Source organism: Pseudarthrobacter sp. W1I19, from assembly GCF_030817835.1.
In the GTDB taxonomy this organism is placed as follows: Bacteria; Actinomycetota; Actinomycetes; order Actinomycetales; family Micrococcaceae; genus Arthrobacter.
Window position 1 is genome coordinate 238,881 of the sequence record NZ_JAUSZR010000001.1, and the last position, 16,562, is coordinate 255,442.

Sequence of the window (16,562 nt, forward strand, 5' to 3'; positions counted from 1 at the left end):
AGTCGCGGATCCGGGTCTGTTGATGAGATCAGTGCAGCGCTTCTTTTTTGGTACCCGGATCCAGGCGGATCCAAGGTGCCGACCTCAGTTACAAAGCCCGCTGTCCGCGCCGTCACATCGGTGCAGGCAGCGGGCTTTTGCTTTTCCTGGGCGAAGTTGCCGGGGCCACGGGAACGCCCGATCACCTCCCGCACCAAATTGGCAAACGCCCGCGCACACTCTCCCGTGCCGTCCCGGTGCATGCGGCACAGCCGTCTCTACCTTGATCTGCCCCCACCGCTCCGCTCCCGATACCGGCCAGCCCGACCGCCAGTACGGAGGCCAGCACAAGCGCGAACGCCGGCGCAAGGACAGCCCACGGTGCCCGTTCTACGTAGCCGATGCCCTCCGCCAGGATGAGCCCCCATTCCGGCGAAGGCTGCTGCGGACCTAGGCCAAGGAAACCCAGCGCGGCGAGCGCCAGGGCGATACCCGGCAGCCGCAGCATCGCATGCCGGATGAGCGGCCGGGCCACGGCCGGCAGGATGTAGCGCAGCATTACACGCGCCGGGCCCACCCCCAGCACCGGAAGGATTTGGACGTACGGCTGGGCGCGGGCTTCCTGGGCCAACGCAGCTGTGTGGGCTGCCAGGGGTGCCCAGCTCACCGCCGCCACGGCCAGTGCGGCACCCTGCGCCGACGGGCCCGTGATGGCGGCGGCCACCAATCCGGCGAGAATAGGCGGCGCCGCGTTGGTCACCTCCAGGGGGCCAGCGGCCGCACGCGGGAATAGGCCGACGGCGATCCCCAGGGCCAGGCACACCAGGACCACCGCCAGGGCGGTTCCGAGGGTCCCGAGCGCGCCGTGCCCCACCCGGGCCAGGAGGTCACGGCCGCTAGCGTCGGCGCCAAAAGGGAGCACCCAGGTGGGCCCAGCCAACCTGGGATGGGAGGAGGTGTAGGGATCACGCAGGAGGCCCGCCCCGACCATCAACAGCAGGGCGGCGGCAGCAACAATCGGCACTGCCAACTGGCGGCGGTTAGTTGCCCGCGTGAGTGCAGGAAGCGGAAGTGTGCCTAAACGGACCGCAGGCCCGATCAACAGGTACCGCGCCGCCGTCGTCAGCGTTCCCACCAGCAGAGCGAGGCCCATCAGCACGAGCATGCCGGCCTGCAGCGTGGGAATGTCCTGGGCGGTGGCGGCGCCGAGGAGCGTGCGCCCGATACCCGGGATGGCGTACACCTTTTCCACGGCGACCGCCCCGCCGGTCAGTCCGATGAGGACCAGCCCGATCTGCGGCAGTACAGCCGGCAGCGCGCGCCGGAGGACGGCCAGCGTCAGTTGCGCGGGTCCCGCACCGGCGAGGCGCCACGTGGCCACCCATTTTTCGGCGAAGCCTATGCGGAGTGCGTCGGCCAGGAGCAGGCCGATCAGGCCGCCGGCCGGAATTCCCAGCGAGAGCGCGGGCAGGACGGCGTACGCCGGGCCCTTCCAGCCATACGGCGGGAACCACCGGAGCCAGACGGCGCCCACTACCAGCAGCATGGCGGCGAGGAGGAACTCCGGCAGTGAAGTGAGGGCCGCGGACAGCGTTCCGGACGCCAGCCTGCGCCGCCGCCGGACACCATCAACCACGGCGGGTATGCACATCAGCAAAGCGATGAGCATCGCGGCCGCGACGGCGAACCCCATGAGTGTCACCGAGACACCCAACGCAGCGGCAACGCCGGGACCTACCGGCCTGTTGCTGATCCAGGACGTGCCGAGGTCCCCGGTCATGACCCCTTGGACCCAAGAGAGCAGCATAACGATAGGGCCCTGGTCGAGGCCAAGCTCGTTGCGGATGGCCGCCAGTGCCTCGGGGGTGGGTTCCCGGTCCGCGTACCTGGCACGGAGGATGGTGTATTCGGCGCCGCGGCCGGACAGCCACGGCAACATTCCGATCAGGGCCACCAGCCCCAGCAGGGCGGCGGTCCGTGAGGCGGTGGTTTTCAGGGAGTCGGAAGCGCCCATTAGTCCCGAACGTCCGTGGTGATCTGCGTCTTGCCGCTGACCCCTGTGCCGTTGGTGACAAGGGCACGCTCCCGGGGGTCGCGTTCTACTCCCTGTACCCGGGTGGATTCACCCTGGATGACGCGTTCATGCAGCAGCGGGATGGCCGCGTCCCGGGCCAGGATGAGGCTTTCGGCGGCGGCGATGGCGGTGCGGCGCTCCGGTCCAGCGGGAATACCGGCGGCTCTGGCTAGGGCGGCGTCCACCGCGGGATCGCAGAACTGGGAGATGTTGAAGGAACCGGCGCAGGAGAAGTCACTGTAGAGGTAGGCAACGGGGTCCCCGGAATCCAGCACCGTGGCGCGGGAGAGGATGAACGCATCGAAGTTGCCGGCCAACGCATCTGCCTCGATGTGCTGGTACTCGCGGACTTCCTGCTCCACGGTAAAGCCTGCGGCTTCCAGCTGTTGTTCAAGTTGGACTGCCACCTCGGGCAGTTCGGTACGGTCCGTGAAGGTGCCGAGCCGGATGCTGGTTCCCTTAACGGCGGCGGCTGCCACCCGACTGGCCATGGTTGCCGTGTAGCTGTCGCTGCTCCGTTCCTGCGCAGCCCGCGGCAGCGCCGGCCCCAGCAGGCCGGCGGCTTTGTCTGCCCGGCCTTCGTAAACCCGGTCCACGATGGTGCCCGCGTCGATTGCCTCCCGGGCTGCGGCACGGACGGCCGGATCAGCGAAAGGACCCTTCGCCGTGTTGAGGTACAGGGTGTTGGTCCGCGGCATGGGGACCTCATGCACCAGGGCCTGGTCGACCCGGGCCACTTGACCCACCGGGATGGCTTCGACGATGTCCGCGTCACCGGTCCGCAAAGCGGCCGCCCGCGCGGTGCCGTCCGGGACGAACTGGACGTCGATGCCCTCGGCCTGCGCCCGCTCACCCCAGTAGCCGTCGAAGCGGTCCAGCCTGGCCGAGGACGTGCCGTCCACGGATACCAACCGGAAGGGCCCGGTACCGGCACCGACGGGGTCAACCACGCCGCCCTGCTTGTAGGCAGGGCCCGCCAGGATGGCCAGCTGTGGGCTGGACAGGCGCTGGGGCAGCAGGGGATCGGGCGCCGCCGTCGTAATGGTCACGGCTCCGGGACCGTCTTCCCGCGCCGTGAGCTCCACACCGTCCAGGATCCTCGGCTTGGGACTCGCATGTGCGGCGGCCGTCAGCGAGGTAACAACTTCCGCCGACGTCATGGGCGATCCATCGTGGAAGTGCACGCCGTCCCTCAGGGTGAAGCGCCATGAAGTCTGGTCCACCTGCTGCCATCCGATTGCCAGCGAAGGTTCGGCTTCACCCAGATTGTCCAGCACCACCAGGGTTTCGGCTGTCTGCCAGCGGGACAGCTTGAAGGCGTCGTCGCTCAGGGGTGACAACCCGGAACGTGGCGGCTGGAGCATGGCCAGCTTGATACGGCCGGTTCCGTCGCCGGTGTCCGCCGCGTCTGTTCCGGCGAAACATCCGGTCAGGCTGCTGGCAAGCAGGAGTGTTGAGAGTGTGGCCACGCACGTTTTGAATCGTATTTTGGGCATGTTGATGACCTGTTCCGCAGATTGAAGGTGCAATTAAGGGAGGCAGGTGCTGGGCGCACTTGGCCTGTTGTTTGAGGGTTTAGCGTTGTGGAGGCAGGAGCCTGGAAAGTCCGACGGCGGGAATCGCCGTGAGTGCCGCCATCACCGCCCAGGGCCATACGGCGTCGGGCCCGGGTTGCGTGGCGCCTGAGTAGAGCGGTCCAAGGACAAAGTTGCCCAGCAGCACCGCGCAGCCGCCCAGGCTGGCGAGGAGGCCGTAGTAGATACCGGAACTGCGGCCACGGGCAAAGTCCAGGACCAACGGCATGGCCACCGGTCCGATGCACATGTGCCCCAGACAAAGTCCCACCACAAGCAGCAATGGTGGCAGCAGCTGCAACGCTCCCGTGGCCGGGAACTGGGCGAGCACTGCCATCGTGGCGAAGGCCAGGCCCTTGAGGGTGAAGCCCATGGCGAGGGCCCACCCCGGCCCAATCCGGTGCGTCAGCCGGGAGATGGGCCACTGCAGGGCAACTGTCAGGAGGGATGCGACTGCGAACAGGCCGGCCAGCGACTCCGGTCCTGCGCCGCTCCGGGTCAGCTCGATGGGAAGGCCGAAGTAGAGCTGGTTGTAGGCCAGCAGGTTCACGCTGTAGAGGGCCCCGAAGGCCACGAAGCGTCTGTCCCGCAGCATTGCCCGAACCCCTTCACCGTGCACGACTGTATGATGCACGTCATCAGTGGCGGGGACGGTGACCAGAGCCGGTTTTGTTGGTCCCGCGGGTATGCCGTGCCACAGCACGCCGGTCATGACGGCAAAGACGCCTGCCCCGGCCAGTGCTGCCCAGCCGAAGGACATGCCCAGCAGCAGTGCGCCCACCAAGGGTCCTGCTACTGCTCCGATTTCCCCGCAGATGGCGAGGAGCGCAAAAAGTCCTGGCGCCTTCCCGCTGGTGTTCCGCCGTCGTTCTTCTGCCCGCCCCACCAGGGACTCCAGGGCAGGCGAGAACAATGCACCACCCATCCCGGTGAGCACCGCACCCAGGAGGAACAGTGGAAAGCTGCCGGCCATTGCAAGGGTCAGGTATCCGGAGATACGCACCAGGCAGCCCACCAGCATGGCGCGCCGCGGGCCCCACCGGTCCGTGATCATCCCGCCCACCAGGAAAAGCCCCTGCTGGCTGAAGACCCTGGCACCCAGCACCACACCTACGGCCGTTGCGGTCATGCCGAAGTCACGGGTCATCACCAGTGCGAGGAACGGCACTACTGCGTAGAAGCCGATGTTGAAGACCAGCTGGCTGGCGAGGAGCAGGCCGGGGGCCGGGCGCGGTTTTATTGCTGTCCGTGTTGCCGTGCTGAGGGCGGTCACAGGGCAACCGACCCGGCAGTTGACGGGAGCTGCATGGCAGCGGCTGCGTGAACCAGTGCGTGCGCGGCAGGACTCGAGGGATGTGCCAGCACCTGGTCCGTTGGTCCTTGTTCAGCGATGCTGCCTCCGGACAGGACGGCGGTGGTGCCGCACATCCTGGCGGCAGTGCCGAGGTCATGGGTAACCAGGAGCAGGCCCAAGCCTTCATGAACCAGGCGGTCCAGGAGCGTGAGGATGGCATCGCGCAGGGGCAGGTCCAGGCCGCTGACGGGTTCATCAGCCAGCAGGTACGCGGGCTTCACTGCAAGGGCACGGGCGATCGTCACCCGCTGGTTCTGGCCTCCGGACAGCTCGCCCGGCCGGTGGGTCATCATCCGGGCCGGTAACTCCACGCGGTCCAGCGCCTGGCCCGCCAGGTCCCGGTGGTTGCCCTCAACCCGCAGCTGCCGCAGCGGTTCTTGCAGCAGTTGTGAAACGGTCATACGCGGATCCAGGCTGCCGGCCGGATTCTGCGGGATGTACTGCACTGAGCGGCGGTACCAGCGAAGGCTCCGTGCCGGTCCGGGCCTTACTGCACACCCATCCAGGGTTACGGTGCCCCTGCATGGCTTAGCCAGGCCGAGCATGATCCGGACCAAGGTGGATTTTCCAGAGCCGGAGCTTCCCACCAGTGCAGTGCCGGCTCCAGGCTTGAGAGTCAAGGAGACGTTGCTGAGGGTTTCCGCCGGTTGGCGGCTGCGGAAGCTGCGGCTGGGGTATCTGAAGGACCTGGCGTACCTAAAGGAGATGCCATGGGCGCTGAGGGCCCCGGTCATGCTGCCACAGCCATTCCTGCGCTCGCTGGTAAGAGTGAAGTAGTCGTGGCCGCCAGCGCCAGGCTCTTTGTGTAAGGATGCTGCGGGCTCTGCAGCAGCTCTGCCATCGGGGCGTTTTCGACAATCCGGCCGTTCTCCATCACCAGTGCCCGGCTGCACAGGTTTGCTGCAGCTGCCAGATCGTGGGTGATGAAGAGCAAAGTGCGGCCCTCGGACACCCAGGCACGGAGGCTCGCAAGGACAGTCTGCTGGGTGGCCGCGTCCAGGGCTGTGGTGGGTTCATCTGCCACCAGGAACTCCGTGCGGCAGGCCAGCGCGAAGGCTACGCACACTCTCTGCAGCTGTCCACCGGAAAGCTCGCCGGTGTAGCGCCGCAGGATCTCCGCCGGGTCCTCCAGCCCTACGCGTGCCAACAGGCGCGCCGCTTCGGCCATCGCGTCGGTCCGGCTGAACCCCCGGCGCAGCGGGATCGTCAGCTGGTTGCCTACTGGCACCAGCGGATTCAGGGAGGTCTGCGGGTCCTGGCTGATCAGGGCCGCACCGGCCTTGCCAGCCGTGCTTCCGCCATCGCTTGGCCGGGAAGCAGTACCAAAGGAAATTTCCCCGCTCGCCGTGATTCCCTCCGGAATAGTTCCGGTGAGGGCGGAGGCTGTCAGTGACTTCCCGGATCCCGAGGCTCCCAGCAGCGCAACGGTCTCACCCTGCTGGACGGCGAACGTCAGGGGGTGCACCAACTGGCGCCCGGCATGCGAGAGCACGAGGTTCTTCACGGACAGGGCGGGTGCAGGCATCGGAACGTCGTTTCATGGCAGGGCTTCGGGAACGAGTTCACTCTAACAAGAATGGTTCTCAATTACGCAATTGTGCACCGGGCCCCCGGTGCCTTTGGCAGATCCAAGGTGATGGAGGGTTGGCCGGTGGGCTGCGGGAGGTGATGGAGGGTTGGCCGGTGGGCTGCGGGAGGTGATGGAGGGTTGGCCGGTGGGCTGCGGGAGGTGATGGAGGGTTGGCCGGTGGGCTGCGGGAGGTGATGGAGGGTTGGCCGGTGGGCTGCGGGAGGTGAAGGAGGGTTTCGGGCCCGGGCACAAAAAATGCCGGCGGCTGCTTCGAGCAACCGCCGGCATCCGTGAAATGTCTAAGCGTAGGCGTTGACCAGTCGGACGGCGCCGCCGTCCACGCCCTTGGCGCCCTGGACGTAGTCCGGGCCGGACTTGAGGATGTCGTCCGAGTCTTCGGTAACGGTGCCCATGATCCAGGACGGCAGGCCGCGGTCGTTGAGGCGGGAAACCGCGGCGTCGGCGGCGTCGGCGGAGACGATGGCCACCATGCCCACGCCCAGGTTCAGCGTGCGCTCGAGGTCTGCCAGCGGGACATTGCCCAGCTCGGACACCAGTTTGAAGATGGCCGGCAGTTCCCAGGTGGCGCGGTCCACGGTGGCCACCAGGCCCTGGGGGAGGACTCGGGCCAGGTTGGCGGCCAGACCGCCGCCGGTGACGTGGCTGAAGCCATGCACAGCGGAGGTTCCGGCGACGGGGAACGCGCGGGCAAGGTCAAGGCAGTCCGCAGCGTAGACGCGGGTGGGCTCAAGGAGCTCCTCGCCCAGGGTGCGGCCAAGTTCGGATACCTGGCGGTCCAGCGCCCAGCCGGCGTGGTTGATCACGCGGCGGACCAGGGAGTAGCCGTTGGAGTGCAGGCCGGAGGAGGCCATGCCGATCACGACATCCCCGGCGCGGACGCGGTCCGGGCCGAGGAGCTGGTCGGCCTCCACCACGCCCGTGGCTGCGCCGGCGACGTCGTACTCGTGCTCGCCCAGCAGGCCGGGGTGCTCGGCAGTTTCGCCGCCCACCAGTGCCGTACCGGCAACCGAGCAGGCGGCGGCGATGCCACGGACAATATCAGCGATGCGCTCGGGCACCACCTTGCCGCAGGCAATGTAGTCAGTCATGTACAGCGGCTCTGCGCCCACCACCACGATGTCGTCCACCACCATGCCCACCAGGTCGAACCCGATGGTGTCGTGGATGTCCATGGCCTGGGCGATGGCAACCTTGGTGCCCACGCCGTCGGTGGAGGTGGCCAGCAGCGGCTTCTTGTAGGTCAGGAGCCGGGAGACGTCGTAGAGGCCTGCGAAACCGCCCACCCCGCCGATCACCGAGGAGTTGTGGGTTGCCTTGACGGCATCCTTCATCAGCTCGACGGCGCGGTCGCCGGCTTCAACGTCAACGCCTGCGGAGGCGTAGGTGATGCCGGAAGTGTTGCCGGGGGCGGGGGCAGCGGAAGTCATACGGACTCTTTCTTGTCAGCGCCGGTGGTGGCGGCGTGCACGTCTGGCACAAGGTCGGCTTCGGTCAGCAAATTCTCGAATTCGGAGTCGGGTCCCGGATCGCATCCGGTGGCGCCGGACTTCTCGGCCGGATCCTCTTCAGAGTCCACGGCCAGGGCGGCGGTCTGGCCCGGGAGGGCTGACGGTGAGGGCTTCAGTCCGCCGAGGTCCGTGCGCTCCAGGAGGTTCTTGCCCAGCTTGTCCGAGCCCGGGAGCTCGATGGGGTACTTGCCGGTGAAGCACGCGGTGCAGAGGCGCTCCCGCGGCTGCCGGGTGGCGCCGATCATGCCGTCCTCAGAAATGTAGGCCAGCGAATCGGCGCCGATGGCCTGGGAGATCTCTTCGATGGTGGCGCCGTTCGCGATCAGCTCTGCCCGGGAGGCGAAGTCAATGCCGTAGAAGCAGGGCCACTGCACGGGCGGGGAGGAAATCTTGACGTGCACTGCGGCGGCCCCGGCTTCGCGGAGCATCCGGACGATGGCGCGCTGGGTGTTGCCGCGGACGATCGAGTCATCCACCACCACCACGCGCTTGCCGCGGATTACGGATTCCAGGGCGTTGAGCTTGAGCCGGATGCCCAGCTGGCGGAGCGTCTGCGAGGGCTGGATGAAGGTGCGGCCCACGTAGGAGTTCTTGACGAAGCCGTGGGCAAACGGGATGCCGGATTCTTCGGCGTAGCCCACCGCGGCGGGTGTACCGGACTCCGGAACGGGGATCACGATGTCCGCTACCTGGGTGTTTTCGCGGGCCAGCTGGCGGCCCATCTCCACGCGGGATTCGTACACGGAGCGGCCGGCGATGGCGGCGTCGGGGCGGGCAAGGTAGACGTACTCGAAAACGCAACCGGCCGGCGTCGGCTCCGCAAAACGCTGGGACCGCACGCCCTGCTCGTCAATGGCGATGAACTCACCGGGCTCGATCTCGCGGATAAAGCTGGCGCCCACGGTGGCGAGTGCGGACTGCTCGGAGGCCACTACCCAGCCGCGTTCCAGGCGGCCCAGGACCAGCGGGCGGATGCCGAAGGTGTCGCGGGCGGCGTACAGAGTGCCTTCGTCCATAAAAACGAAGCAGAAGCCGCCCTTGATCTTGGGCAGGAGCTCGATGGCCGTCTCTTCGAGCGTTTTGCCCTCTTCGCCCTCAAGCAGGGCCGTGACCAGGGCGGTATCCGAGGTGTTGCCCTGCTTCATCTCGCCGGTGAGCTGGCCGCCGTTGCGTTCCCGGATCATGGCATTGAGCTCGGCGGTGTTGGTGAGGTTGCCGTTGTGCGCCAGGGCCACGGTGCCGGTGCTGGTGGCGCCGAGGGTGGGCTGGGCGTTGGCCCAGTGGCTGGCTCCGGTGGTGGAGTAGCGGCAGTGCCCCACGGCGAGATGCCCGGTGAGGGTGTTCAGGGTGGTCTCGTCGAAGACCTGGGAGACGAGTCCCATGTCCTTGTAGACGTTGATCCGCTTGCCGTCGCTGGTGGCTATACCAGCCGACTCCTGACCGCGGTGCTGCAGTGCATACAGCCCGTAATAGGTAAGTTTTGCTACTTCTTCGCCTGGTGCCCAGACCCCGAAAACGCCACAGGCGTCCTGAGGGCCTTTTTCGCCAGGGAGAAGATCATGAGAAAGTTTTCCATCGCCGCGTGCCACTGGTCGATTATCTCACGATATGCGGTAGGACTTTTCCGGCCGTCCGTTTGTGACCGGGCTACTGCCGGTGGTCCGTATCCGGTTCGGAGTCGGGAACCGCTTCCACCACTGCCCGCTGCTGCCGTTTGACGCTGCGCCGGTCCAGGATGAGGGCCAGTGCGGCACCCAGGATTGCGCCTGCGCCGGCGAACAGCACCAGGAAGAATCCGAACACCGAGGCGGGGTCGAAGTCCGGGGTGGCGGGGAGGCCGTAAGCCACCGCCGCCGCTACCGCCGCGCCCACCAGTGCGCCCAGGATCAGGAACGGCACATATTTGGGTGCGCGGCGGACGGTGACCTCGCGGCGCTCGGCGGCGGGTTGTTCAGAAGGCATGCATCAAGCCTACATTTCCGTGTTGCCCTATCACTTACGGTTGCCAAAACCCCGGAATGGGGACCATAAGTGATAGGGCAACGGGAGGTCAGCTGCCGCGGTACGTGGAGTATGCGAACGGGCTGAGCAAGAGCGGAACGTGATAGTGCTCGGGGCCGGTGACTTCGAACACCAGGTCAACCTCAGGGAAAAAGGTTGCAGTCTGCAGTCCGGCGTAGTAGTTGCCGGTGGCGAAGTTGAGCTTGTAATGCCCCGCCTCCAGCTGCTCCGGACCCAGGTCCTTCGCCCGGCCGTCCGCGTCCGTGGTGGAGCCGGCAAGCTTCTGCCAGGTGCCGGCGTCGTTTTTGTAGAGCACGACGGCGACCCCCGCCGCCGGACGTCCGGCGCCTGTGTCGAGGATGTGGGTGGTGACGTGGGAGACGCTCATTCGGTAATCAGTCCTTCGAGCCGCAGAACGGCAATCTCACGCAGCTGCTGTGCCACGATGGTGTCTTCTTCGCCCGGGGAGTTGGCAAGCCGTTCATTCAGGGCCTGCAGGATTTCGGGGGCAGTCCGTCCGGCGGCGCGGATCAGGAAGACACGGCCGAACTTTTCCTCGTAGTCCTTGTTGCCCTGTGCTAAAGCCTGCGCAACGCCTGCGTCCGCGGGGTCTACGCCTGCCTGCTCGGAACGGGACATGGACGCTTCGGCTGTGGCCGCCGTCGGACGTTCCCCGATCCGGGGGTGGTGTGCCATGGCGGACTCAACTTCGGCGGAAGTGAACGGGTTGGCTGCTTCGGCGGCAAATGCCAGGAGCGCATCCTTGCTGGAGTAAGGCCGGGCGGCGGCCACGGTGTCCACCCAGCGCTGGACGTCGATGCAGGGCCTGAGGGTTTCCGCGGCCCGCGCAGGGTCCGCAGTGTTGAATTCGGCAAGCTTCATGCTGGCTGCTTCCTAGGTAACAAATGCTGGCATCCATGGTGACGGCTATGCGGAGGCCGGACGTCCGGCACCTGATCCTTGGTACGCCACGGGACGCACCAAGCAGGCTTCCGCATCATGGAACTGTTATTTCAGCATACGTAATATTGAAGTGGAGCGTGGCGATGGTGTCAAGAGACTACAACAGCCGTCAGGCCAGGCCGGTATTATCGCGGGAGAGCCGCAGGCTCGACCAGTTTTTTACTGGGGGAACACTAAATGAATACGGACGGGACGGCTATGCAAACGCTGACCGATCAGGATTCCGCACGCGAGCTTGGCCTGCGGGAGTATGGGCTGATACCTGCCTATGGTGGTGAGAGGCCGGTACTGAAAGACGCCAAGGCGAGGGGTGCACTGGACAACCTCGTGAGGCTGGCCGCATCGTTGTGCGGCGTTCCCTTCGGCGTGGTCAACATCATCACCTCAGGGCAGCAGGTGCAGGTAGCGGCATCCGGAATGGATCCCGGCATCTGCTCCCGCGAGGACTCGATGTGCGCCGCGGTCTTCTTGACCGGGGGGACAACTGTGGTGCGGGACGCTTCGCAGGACCCAAGGTTCGCCGCCAACCCGTTTGTGACCGGCGAGATAGCCGACGTCCGCTTCTACGCCTCCATCCCGCTGGAGACCTCCTCCGGACTGGTCCTTGGTTCCCTGTGCGTCTTCTCCAATGAGCCGGAACTGCCCACGCTGGAGCAGATCAGCCTGATGGAAGTGCTCGCGCAGCAGGTGGTGGAGCTTCTTGAACTCCAGCACCGCACGCTGCAGCTCAACGAAGCCTTGGCCGAACTGCAGCGCAGCAACGCCATGCTGGCGGAGTTCGCGGGACGGGTGAGCCACGATCTCCGTTCGCCGCTCACCACCATCCTTGGTTACGTGGAGCTGGCAGAGGACGATCCGGACATCCAGCCGGACCACCCGTTCGCGGAGTACCTGGGCCATATCGGCAGCGGCGGGCGGCGCATGCTGGACACGCTGGATGACGTCCTGGACTACGCGCGGGCTGACGGCACCATCAACCGGGAGCGGCTGTCCTTACTCGCGGTGTCGTCGGAGGCCGCCCGGGATCTGGGTGTCGACCTGGGCCTGGCAAGCGGCATCCTGTGCGAGGACGCCGAGCTCTTCGCAGACCGGTCCCAGCTGCGGACCCTGCTGCAGAACCTGCTGGCAAACTCGTTGAATTACCAGAGTCCCGCCAGGGCGTTGCGGGTCACTGTCAGGGCGGAGCCGGGCGTGCACGGCACCATCATCCACGTGGCCGATAACGGCAAGGGCATCCTGGCGTCCGAGCGGAGTAAAGCCGTGGAGCCCCTGGTGCGGCTGAACCGGCCCGGCGACGGGCCCGGGACAGGGCTGGGCCTGGCTACCTGCCGCCGGATTGCCCAGGCACACGGCGGCGAGCTCTCCATCAGCGATACTCCGGGCGGCGGGGCCACCGTGTCGGTGACCTTCCCCGACGAACCCTGATCTTCTGGATTCTTCGGACAGATACCGCGGCGTAACCGGCCTGTAAGTCCCCGTATCTGTCCGAAAACGCAGACGGCTCTAGCCCTGGGACGTCCTGGACAGGACCCAGGTGTTGGTGCCGTCCTGCCGCTCAAACGTGACGGTGGTGACCAGCGCCTGGATCAGCGCCAAGCCCCTGCCGGACTCGGCGTCCTCGCCCGGTGTTGCCGGCTCCATGGAACCGAACGGGGGCTTGGCGTGGTAGGCACTGACCCTGGCCTGCAGCAGCGTGGGCTTGACGGTGATGTCCACTCCGAGCTCCACTGGTTCCTGGCCCGCGGGCTCCGCGTGCTGGACAATGTTCGACGCCGACTCGATGACCGCCGTCGTGAACGTCATCTGGTCCATGTCCTGCACAAAGGGGACGTCGAGCCAGAGGCTGTCCAGGTCATTGTGGACGGATTCGATGGCGTCTTCTGCCGCGAGCCCGCGGAAGCTGCGGGACGCCAGGACCTCAGTCATTGCTGAACGCCTCTTCGGCAGAGGTGTAGGAGGTGAGAACCTTGTCCATGCTGGTGAGCTGCAGGACCATCTTGACCTGCGGCTGGACAGCGGCAATTCGGAGGTCGCCGCCCGCCTGCCGGGCAGCCTTGAGGCAGCCGATCAGCGCGCCAAGGCCCGAGGAGTCCATAAACGCCGTGTTCTCCAAATTCACCACGATCCGGTTGGACCCGCCCGCGATCACATCCGTGACGAACTCGCGCAGCTTCGGCGCGGACACCATGTTCAGCCGTCCGTCCGCCTTGACCTCCGCATACGAGTCCTTGACCTCATAGCTAAACTCCATCTGGATCCCTCTCTGTAACTGCCGGATCACCGGCCGGTTCATAACCCTTGTAAAGCACTGCGCGCACCAAAATGCTCATCACCACCAGGTCGAAGATGACCCAGGCGACATTGACCAGGGTGCCGAGCGGTTCGGCCAGGCCGGCGGCAAGGCGGATAATTCCGACGACGGCCGCCACCGCCAGCAGCACCGACACCACAATCTGTGGCCGGATCAGGCTCCAGCTGGGTCCGCCGCTCTGGCGGGCCTTGGGGGTGACGGCAAAGCCCAGGGGACGGCCGAACCAGACGTTCCGGGCCGCCGTCGAGCACGCCTTGATCCAGGTGGGGAACAGGGCCAGGCTGTACTGCTGGCCGCGCCAGGTGGGGATGCCCCGGCCGGCAACCGCGAACAGCAGCTGGTTGGCCACCATGAACGGGATGAACCGGATGAAGAAGTCCCAGCTCAGGCTCGTCACCGGCAGGATGCCCAGGAGCAGGTAGATGATGGGCGCGGCGAAGTAGATCACTGCCGCGTAGCCGCTCAGGTAAGTCCACATGGTGGCGAAGTACATCAACCGCTGGCCGATCTTGAGGCCCTTCTGGACCAGCGGGTTCTCGCGGAGCAGCACTTGGATGGTGCCCTGTGCCCAGCGCAGGCGCTGGGTGAGCATGGTTTTGAGGTCCTCCGGGGCCAGCCCGTAGGCCAGGATTTCGTGGTGGTAGACGCTCTCCCAGCCCATGGCGTGCATCCGCATGGCGGTGGCCATGTCCTCGGTGACGGAGATGGTGGCCAGCGGCATCACCGGCTGCGCTTCGTCGTTGCGCTCCACGGACAGCGCGTCCAGGACGGCCTGCACGGATTCCAGGGCACCCAGCGGCGACCAGTCGCGGGCGGACATGCGCTGCACGGCGTCGTCCGCCACGACGGGAACGCCGGACTCGCCCACGTGCGCCAGTTCCATCGCCGCGATTTCTTCGAGGTCGGCCTGGAGGGCTTCGACGTCGGCCATCACCAGGGTCTGCACGGCGGCGTCCACGCGGCGGCGCACGCGGTAGGTGATCTCGCTCAGGGCCCCGCCGGCTTCGAGCTCCTGCTGGGCTTCGCGGGTGGCTGCCTCCACCTCGTCCAGCACCTGGGCCACCAGGGGAGCCTCCACGTCCGCGGACTTCCGGGCCTGCTTGATGGCGGAACGGGAGGCGGCCAGCGCCCGGCGGATGCTCTTCTCGGTTTCCTTCACGTAGCCCACGAGGCCCAGCTGCATCAGGGCCTCCCGGCGCAGGATGGCGTTGGAGCCGCAGAAGAAGGCGGCATTCCAGCCGTCCTTGCCACTGCTGGATGGGGCCGTAGAAGAGGGGCGCCTGGCTGCCCAGGGGATCGCTGGCCGGGACGTTGCTGAAGTACTGGGGCGTCTGCACCAGTGCCACCCGGCGGTTGTTGAAGTAGCCGAGGGTCTTTTCGAGGATGTCGGGCTCGGGGATCTGGTCAGCGTCCAGGATCAGGAGGAATTCGCCGTGAGTCTGCATCAGGGCGTTGTTCAGGTTTCCGGCTTTTGCGTGCCGGGGCAGGCTGGAGGTCCAGTCCTCACTGCGGGTGACATAGCCCAGGCCGTGCTGTTCTGCGAGTGCCTTGAGTTCGGGCCGGGCGCCGTCGTCCAGGATCCAGGTGCTGTGCGGGTGCCGGATCCTCTGGGCGGCCAGCGCGGTGGTCATCACCATGTCCAGGTCTTCGTTGTAGGTGGTGATGAAGACGTCCACTGTGGCGTCATGCGGTGGCGGCGGGGCGCCCTTGCGGATCTTCAGTTTCCACACCGTCATTCCGAACAGCATCACGTCGATCAGGCTGTAGGTTTCGGCGATCACCAGGGGCAGGGCGATCCACCAGGCTTCCCAGTTCAGCGATGCCGCCCAGCGCCAGGCGATGTAGTTGACGCCGGTGAAAACGGTCAGTACCACTACCAGCCGGGTCCAGAAGCGGGTCATGCCGCAGCCTGCTCCGGCAGCCGGCGGACCACAACCACAGTAACGTCGTCCTCGGCCGTTTCAGCCGGAGCGAGGGCCATAATGGCGCTGCTGGCGGCGTGTGCCGAATCCTGGCTTTGGGCGGCGCTGCGGACGGCTTCGGTGAAGTCCTCCACGGTGTCGAAGACGTCCAGCACGCCGTCACTGACCACCACCAGGGAATCTCCCGGGGCGAGTTCCAGGGTGGACTGCGGCCATTGCGATCCTGCCCACGCGCCCACCGGGGGACCGGCGGAGGGGAGCCGTTCAGCAGTGCCGCCGGAGCGGACGTGCAGCGCAAGCCCATGCCCGGCGTCGACATAGCTGACGGTTCCGGACGCGGCGTCAAGGCGGGCGTGGAACAACGTGACGAAGGAGTTGGAGGAGTCCAGGTCCGTGGCGATCGCCTTGCTGGCGGAGGCGAAGGCGCCGTCCAGGTCCTGCCGGCGCCCCGTGGAGCGCATTACCGCGCGGACCGTTGCCGCGATGAGCGCGGCGCCCATGCCCTTTCCCATGGCATCGGCGAAGGTGAGGTGGAGCCCCTCCGGCGTCTGGTACCAGTCGTAGAAGTCCCCGCCCACGCTGCGGGAGGGACGGAAGACGCCGGCGACGTCGTAGCCGTCCACGCGGATGTCCTCCTTGGGCAGGAGGCTTTGCTGGACTTCCGTGGCGCGTTCCAGTTCGCTCCGGTTGGCCGAATCCGCGGCTGGGGAGGGCCGGCGGCGGAACAGGGCGTTGATGCGGGACTGCAGCTCGCGCGGGCTGAACGGCTTGCTGATGTACTCGTCCGCGCCGTTGTCCAGGCCGGTCAGCTTGTCCAGTTCATCGGCCCGGGCCGTGAGCATCACAATGAAGGCGTCCGAGAATTCCCGGAGCAGCTTGCAGACTTCGAGGCCGTCAATGTCCGGAAGGTTCAGGTCCAGCGTGACCAGATCAGGCTGGACGCGCCGGACTTCCTCCACTCCGGATAGGCCGGCGGCGGCCTCCGTCACGTCGAAGCCCTGCTTGGCCAGGACGCGGACCAGCAGGCCGCGGATGTCCGGGTCATCTTCGATGACAACGGCACGACGGATTTCGGGGGGAGAGACCATAGGTCTACTTCTACCGTATTAACGGCTACCAAACATGTCGCAGGGCAACAGGTGCTGTGAAGTCACCCCGCGTTTTCGTCCGACGGCGGGATGCCGCTGGTTGCCCCGGCCCGTCCTGGCCGATCTTGCGCAAATCTTGGGACCCGCTTGCCCGGACGTTGAGGAACGCCCGGGACACTCGAAGTCAGGGATCAGCT

Annotated in this window: 14 protein-coding genes and 1 pseudogene; 1 reads left to right on the top strand and 14 read right to left on the bottom strand. The window is 66.5% G+C overall.

Annotated elements, in window-relative coordinates; all coding sequences use genetic code 11:
• Positions 1 to 181 precede the first annotated feature (181 nt).
• The 10 genes from QF038_RS01070 to uraD form a co-directional block, all read right to left on the bottom strand.
• A complete protein-coding gene (locus tag QF038_RS01070) occupies positions 182 to 1,993 on the bottom strand; it encodes an ABC transporter permease subunit (protein WP_307607895.1) in 1,812 nt (603 codons plus the stop codon).
• A complete protein-coding gene (locus QF038_RS01075; RefSeq protein ID WP_307607897.1) occupies positions 1,993 to 3,549 on the bottom strand; it encodes an ABC transporter substrate-binding protein in 1,557 nt (518 codons plus the stop codon). The genes QF038_RS01070 and QF038_RS01075 overlap by 1 nt, the downstream gene beginning before the upstream one ends.
• Positions 3,550 to 3,628: 79 nt before the next feature.
• Positions 3,629 to 4,900, bottom strand: coding sequence for an MFS transporter (locus QF038_RS01080; RefSeq protein ID WP_307607899.1), 1,272 nt, complete (start codon positions 4,898 to 4,900; stop codon positions 3,629 to 3,631).
• On the bottom strand, positions 4,897 to 5,715 hold the full coding sequence (locus QF038_RS01085) for an ABC transporter ATP-binding protein (RefSeq protein ID WP_307607901.1): 819 nt from the start codon (positions 5,713 to 5,715) through the stop codon (positions 4,897 to 4,899). The genes QF038_RS01080 and QF038_RS01085 overlap by 4 nt, the downstream gene beginning before the upstream one ends.
• Positions 5,712 to 6,506 carry an ABC transporter ATP-binding protein gene (locus tag QF038_RS01090; protein ID WP_307607903.1) on the bottom strand — a complete coding sequence of 265 codons (795 nt, stop codon included), beginning with the start codon at positions 6,504 to 6,506 and terminating at the stop codon, positions 5,712 to 5,714. The genes QF038_RS01085 and QF038_RS01090 overlap by 4 nt, the downstream gene beginning before the upstream one ends.
• A gap of 344 nt (positions 6,507 to 6,850) precedes the next feature.
• Positions 6,851 to 7,999: a phosphoribosylformylglycinamidine cyclo-ligase gene (gene purM, locus QF038_RS01095; RefSeq protein ID WP_307607905.1), complete on the bottom strand. Its 1,149-nt coding sequence runs from the start codon at positions 7,997 to 7,999 to the stop codon at positions 6,851 to 6,853.
• Entirely contained in the window at positions 7,996 to 9,669 is a 1,674-nt protein-coding gene (gene purF / locus QF038_RS01100) for an amidophosphoribosyltransferase (RefSeq protein WP_307607907.1), read from the bottom strand. Before purF ends, purM begins: the two co-directional genes overlap by 4 nt.
• A 58-nt stretch (positions 9,670 to 9,727) precedes the next feature.
• The gene (locus QF038_RS01105; RefSeq protein ID WP_307607909.1) at positions 9,728 to 10,042 is read right to left on the bottom strand and encodes a hypothetical protein; all 315 of its coding nucleotides are present in this window, start codon (positions 10,040 to 10,042) and stop codon (positions 9,728 to 9,730) included.
• Positions 10,043 to 10,130: 88 nt separating this feature from the next.
• Positions 10,131 to 10,469 (bottom strand): hydroxyisourate hydrolase, encoded by a 339-nt coding sequence (uraH, locus tag QF038_RS01110; RefSeq protein WP_307607911.1) that lies wholly within the window; start codon positions 10,467 to 10,469, stop codon positions 10,131 to 10,133.
• On the bottom strand, positions 10,466 to 10,963 hold the full coding sequence (uraD, locus tag QF038_RS01115) for a 2-oxo-4-hydroxy-4-carboxy-5-ureidoimidazoline decarboxylase (protein ID WP_307607913.1): 498 nt from the start codon (positions 10,961 to 10,963) through the stop codon (positions 10,466 to 10,468). Before uraD ends, uraH begins: the two co-directional genes overlap by 4 nt.
• 258 nt (positions 10,964 to 11,221) lie before the next feature.
• On the opposite strand from uraD, the gene QF038_RS01120 reads away from it, so the two are divergent.
• Entirely contained in the window at positions 11,222 to 12,469 is a 1,248-nt protein-coding gene (locus QF038_RS01120) for a GAF domain-containing sensor histidine kinase (RefSeq protein ID WP_307607915.1), read from the top strand.
• Between the two features lie 78 nt (positions 12,470 to 12,547).
• Here QF038_RS01120 and QF038_RS01125 read toward each other — a convergent pair whose 3' ends face one another.
• The 4 genes and pseudogenes from QF038_RS01125 to QF038_RS01140 form a co-directional block, all read right to left on the bottom strand.
• On the bottom strand, positions 12,548 to 12,970 hold the full coding sequence (locus tag QF038_RS01125) for an ATP-binding protein (RefSeq protein ID WP_307607917.1): 423 nt from the start codon (positions 12,968 to 12,970) through the stop codon (positions 12,548 to 12,550).
• A complete protein-coding gene (locus QF038_RS01130; RefSeq protein ID WP_091424451.1) occupies positions 12,963 to 13,295 on the bottom strand; it encodes an STAS domain-containing protein in 333 nt (110 codons plus the stop codon). The genes QF038_RS01125 and QF038_RS01130 overlap by 8 nt, the downstream gene beginning before the upstream one ends.
• Positions 13,285 to 15,256 (bottom strand): annotated as a pseudogene (locus QF038_RS01135) (glycosyltransferase family 2 protein). The gene QF038_RS01130 and the pseudogene QF038_RS01135 overlap by 11 nt, the downstream one beginning before the upstream one ends.
• Positions 15,253 to 16,365 (bottom strand): PP2C family protein-serine/threonine phosphatase, encoded by a 1,113-nt coding sequence (locus QF038_RS01140; protein WP_307607919.1) that lies wholly within the window; start codon positions 16,363 to 16,365, stop codon positions 15,253 to 15,255. Before QF038_RS01140 ends, QF038_RS01135 begins: the two are co-directional and overlap by 4 nt.
• Between the last annotated feature and the right edge of the window lie 197 nt (positions 16,366 to 16,562).

Bases quoted from the DNA above. Each gene is read 5' to 3' on its own strand.
- QF038_RS01130 (WP_091424451.1), bottom strand. From the start codon at position 13,295: ATGGAGTTTAGCTATGAGGTCAAGGACTCGTATGCGGAGGTCAAGGCG.
- QF038_RS01125 (WP_307607917.1), bottom strand. From the start codon at position 12,970: ATGACTGAGGTCCTGGCGTCCCGCAGCTTCCGCGGGCTCGCGGCAGAA.
- uraD (WP_307607913.1), bottom strand. From the start codon at position 10,963: ATGAAGCTTGCCGAATTCAACACTGCGGACCCTGCGCGGGCCGCGGAA.
- QF038_RS01120 (WP_307607915.1), top strand. From the start codon at position 11,222: ATGAATACGGACGGGACGGCTATGCAAACGCTGACCGATCAGGATTCC.
- purM (WP_307607905.1), bottom strand. From the start codon at position 7,999: ATGACTTCCGCTGCCCCCGCCCCCGGCAACACTTCCGGCATCACCTAC.
- QF038_RS01070 (WP_307607895.1), bottom strand. From the start codon at position 1,993: ATGGGCGCTTCCGACTCCCTGAAAACCACCGCCTCACGGACCGCCGCC.
- QF038_RS01090 (WP_307607903.1), bottom strand. From the start codon at position 6,506: ATGCCTGCACCCGCCCTGTCCGTGAAGAACCTCGTGCTCTCGCATGCC.
- uraH (WP_307607911.1), bottom strand. From the start codon at position 10,469: ATGAGCGTCTCCCACGTCACCACCCACATCCTCGACACAGGCGCCGGA.
- QF038_RS01075 (WP_307607897.1), bottom strand. From the start codon at position 3,549: ATGCCCAAAATACGATTCAAAACGTGCGTGGCCACACTCTCAACACTC.
- QF038_RS01140 (WP_307607919.1), bottom strand. From the start codon at position 16,365: ATGGTCTCTCCCCCCGAAATCCGTCGTGCCGTTGTCATCGAAGATGAC.
- QF038_RS01085 (WP_307607901.1), bottom strand. From the start codon at position 5,715: ATGACCGGGGCCCTCAGCGCCCATGGCATCTCCTTTAGGTACGCCAGG.
- QF038_RS01105 (WP_307607909.1), bottom strand. From the start codon at position 10,042: ATGCCTTCTGAACAACCCGCCGCCGAGCGCCGCGAGGTCACCGTCCGC.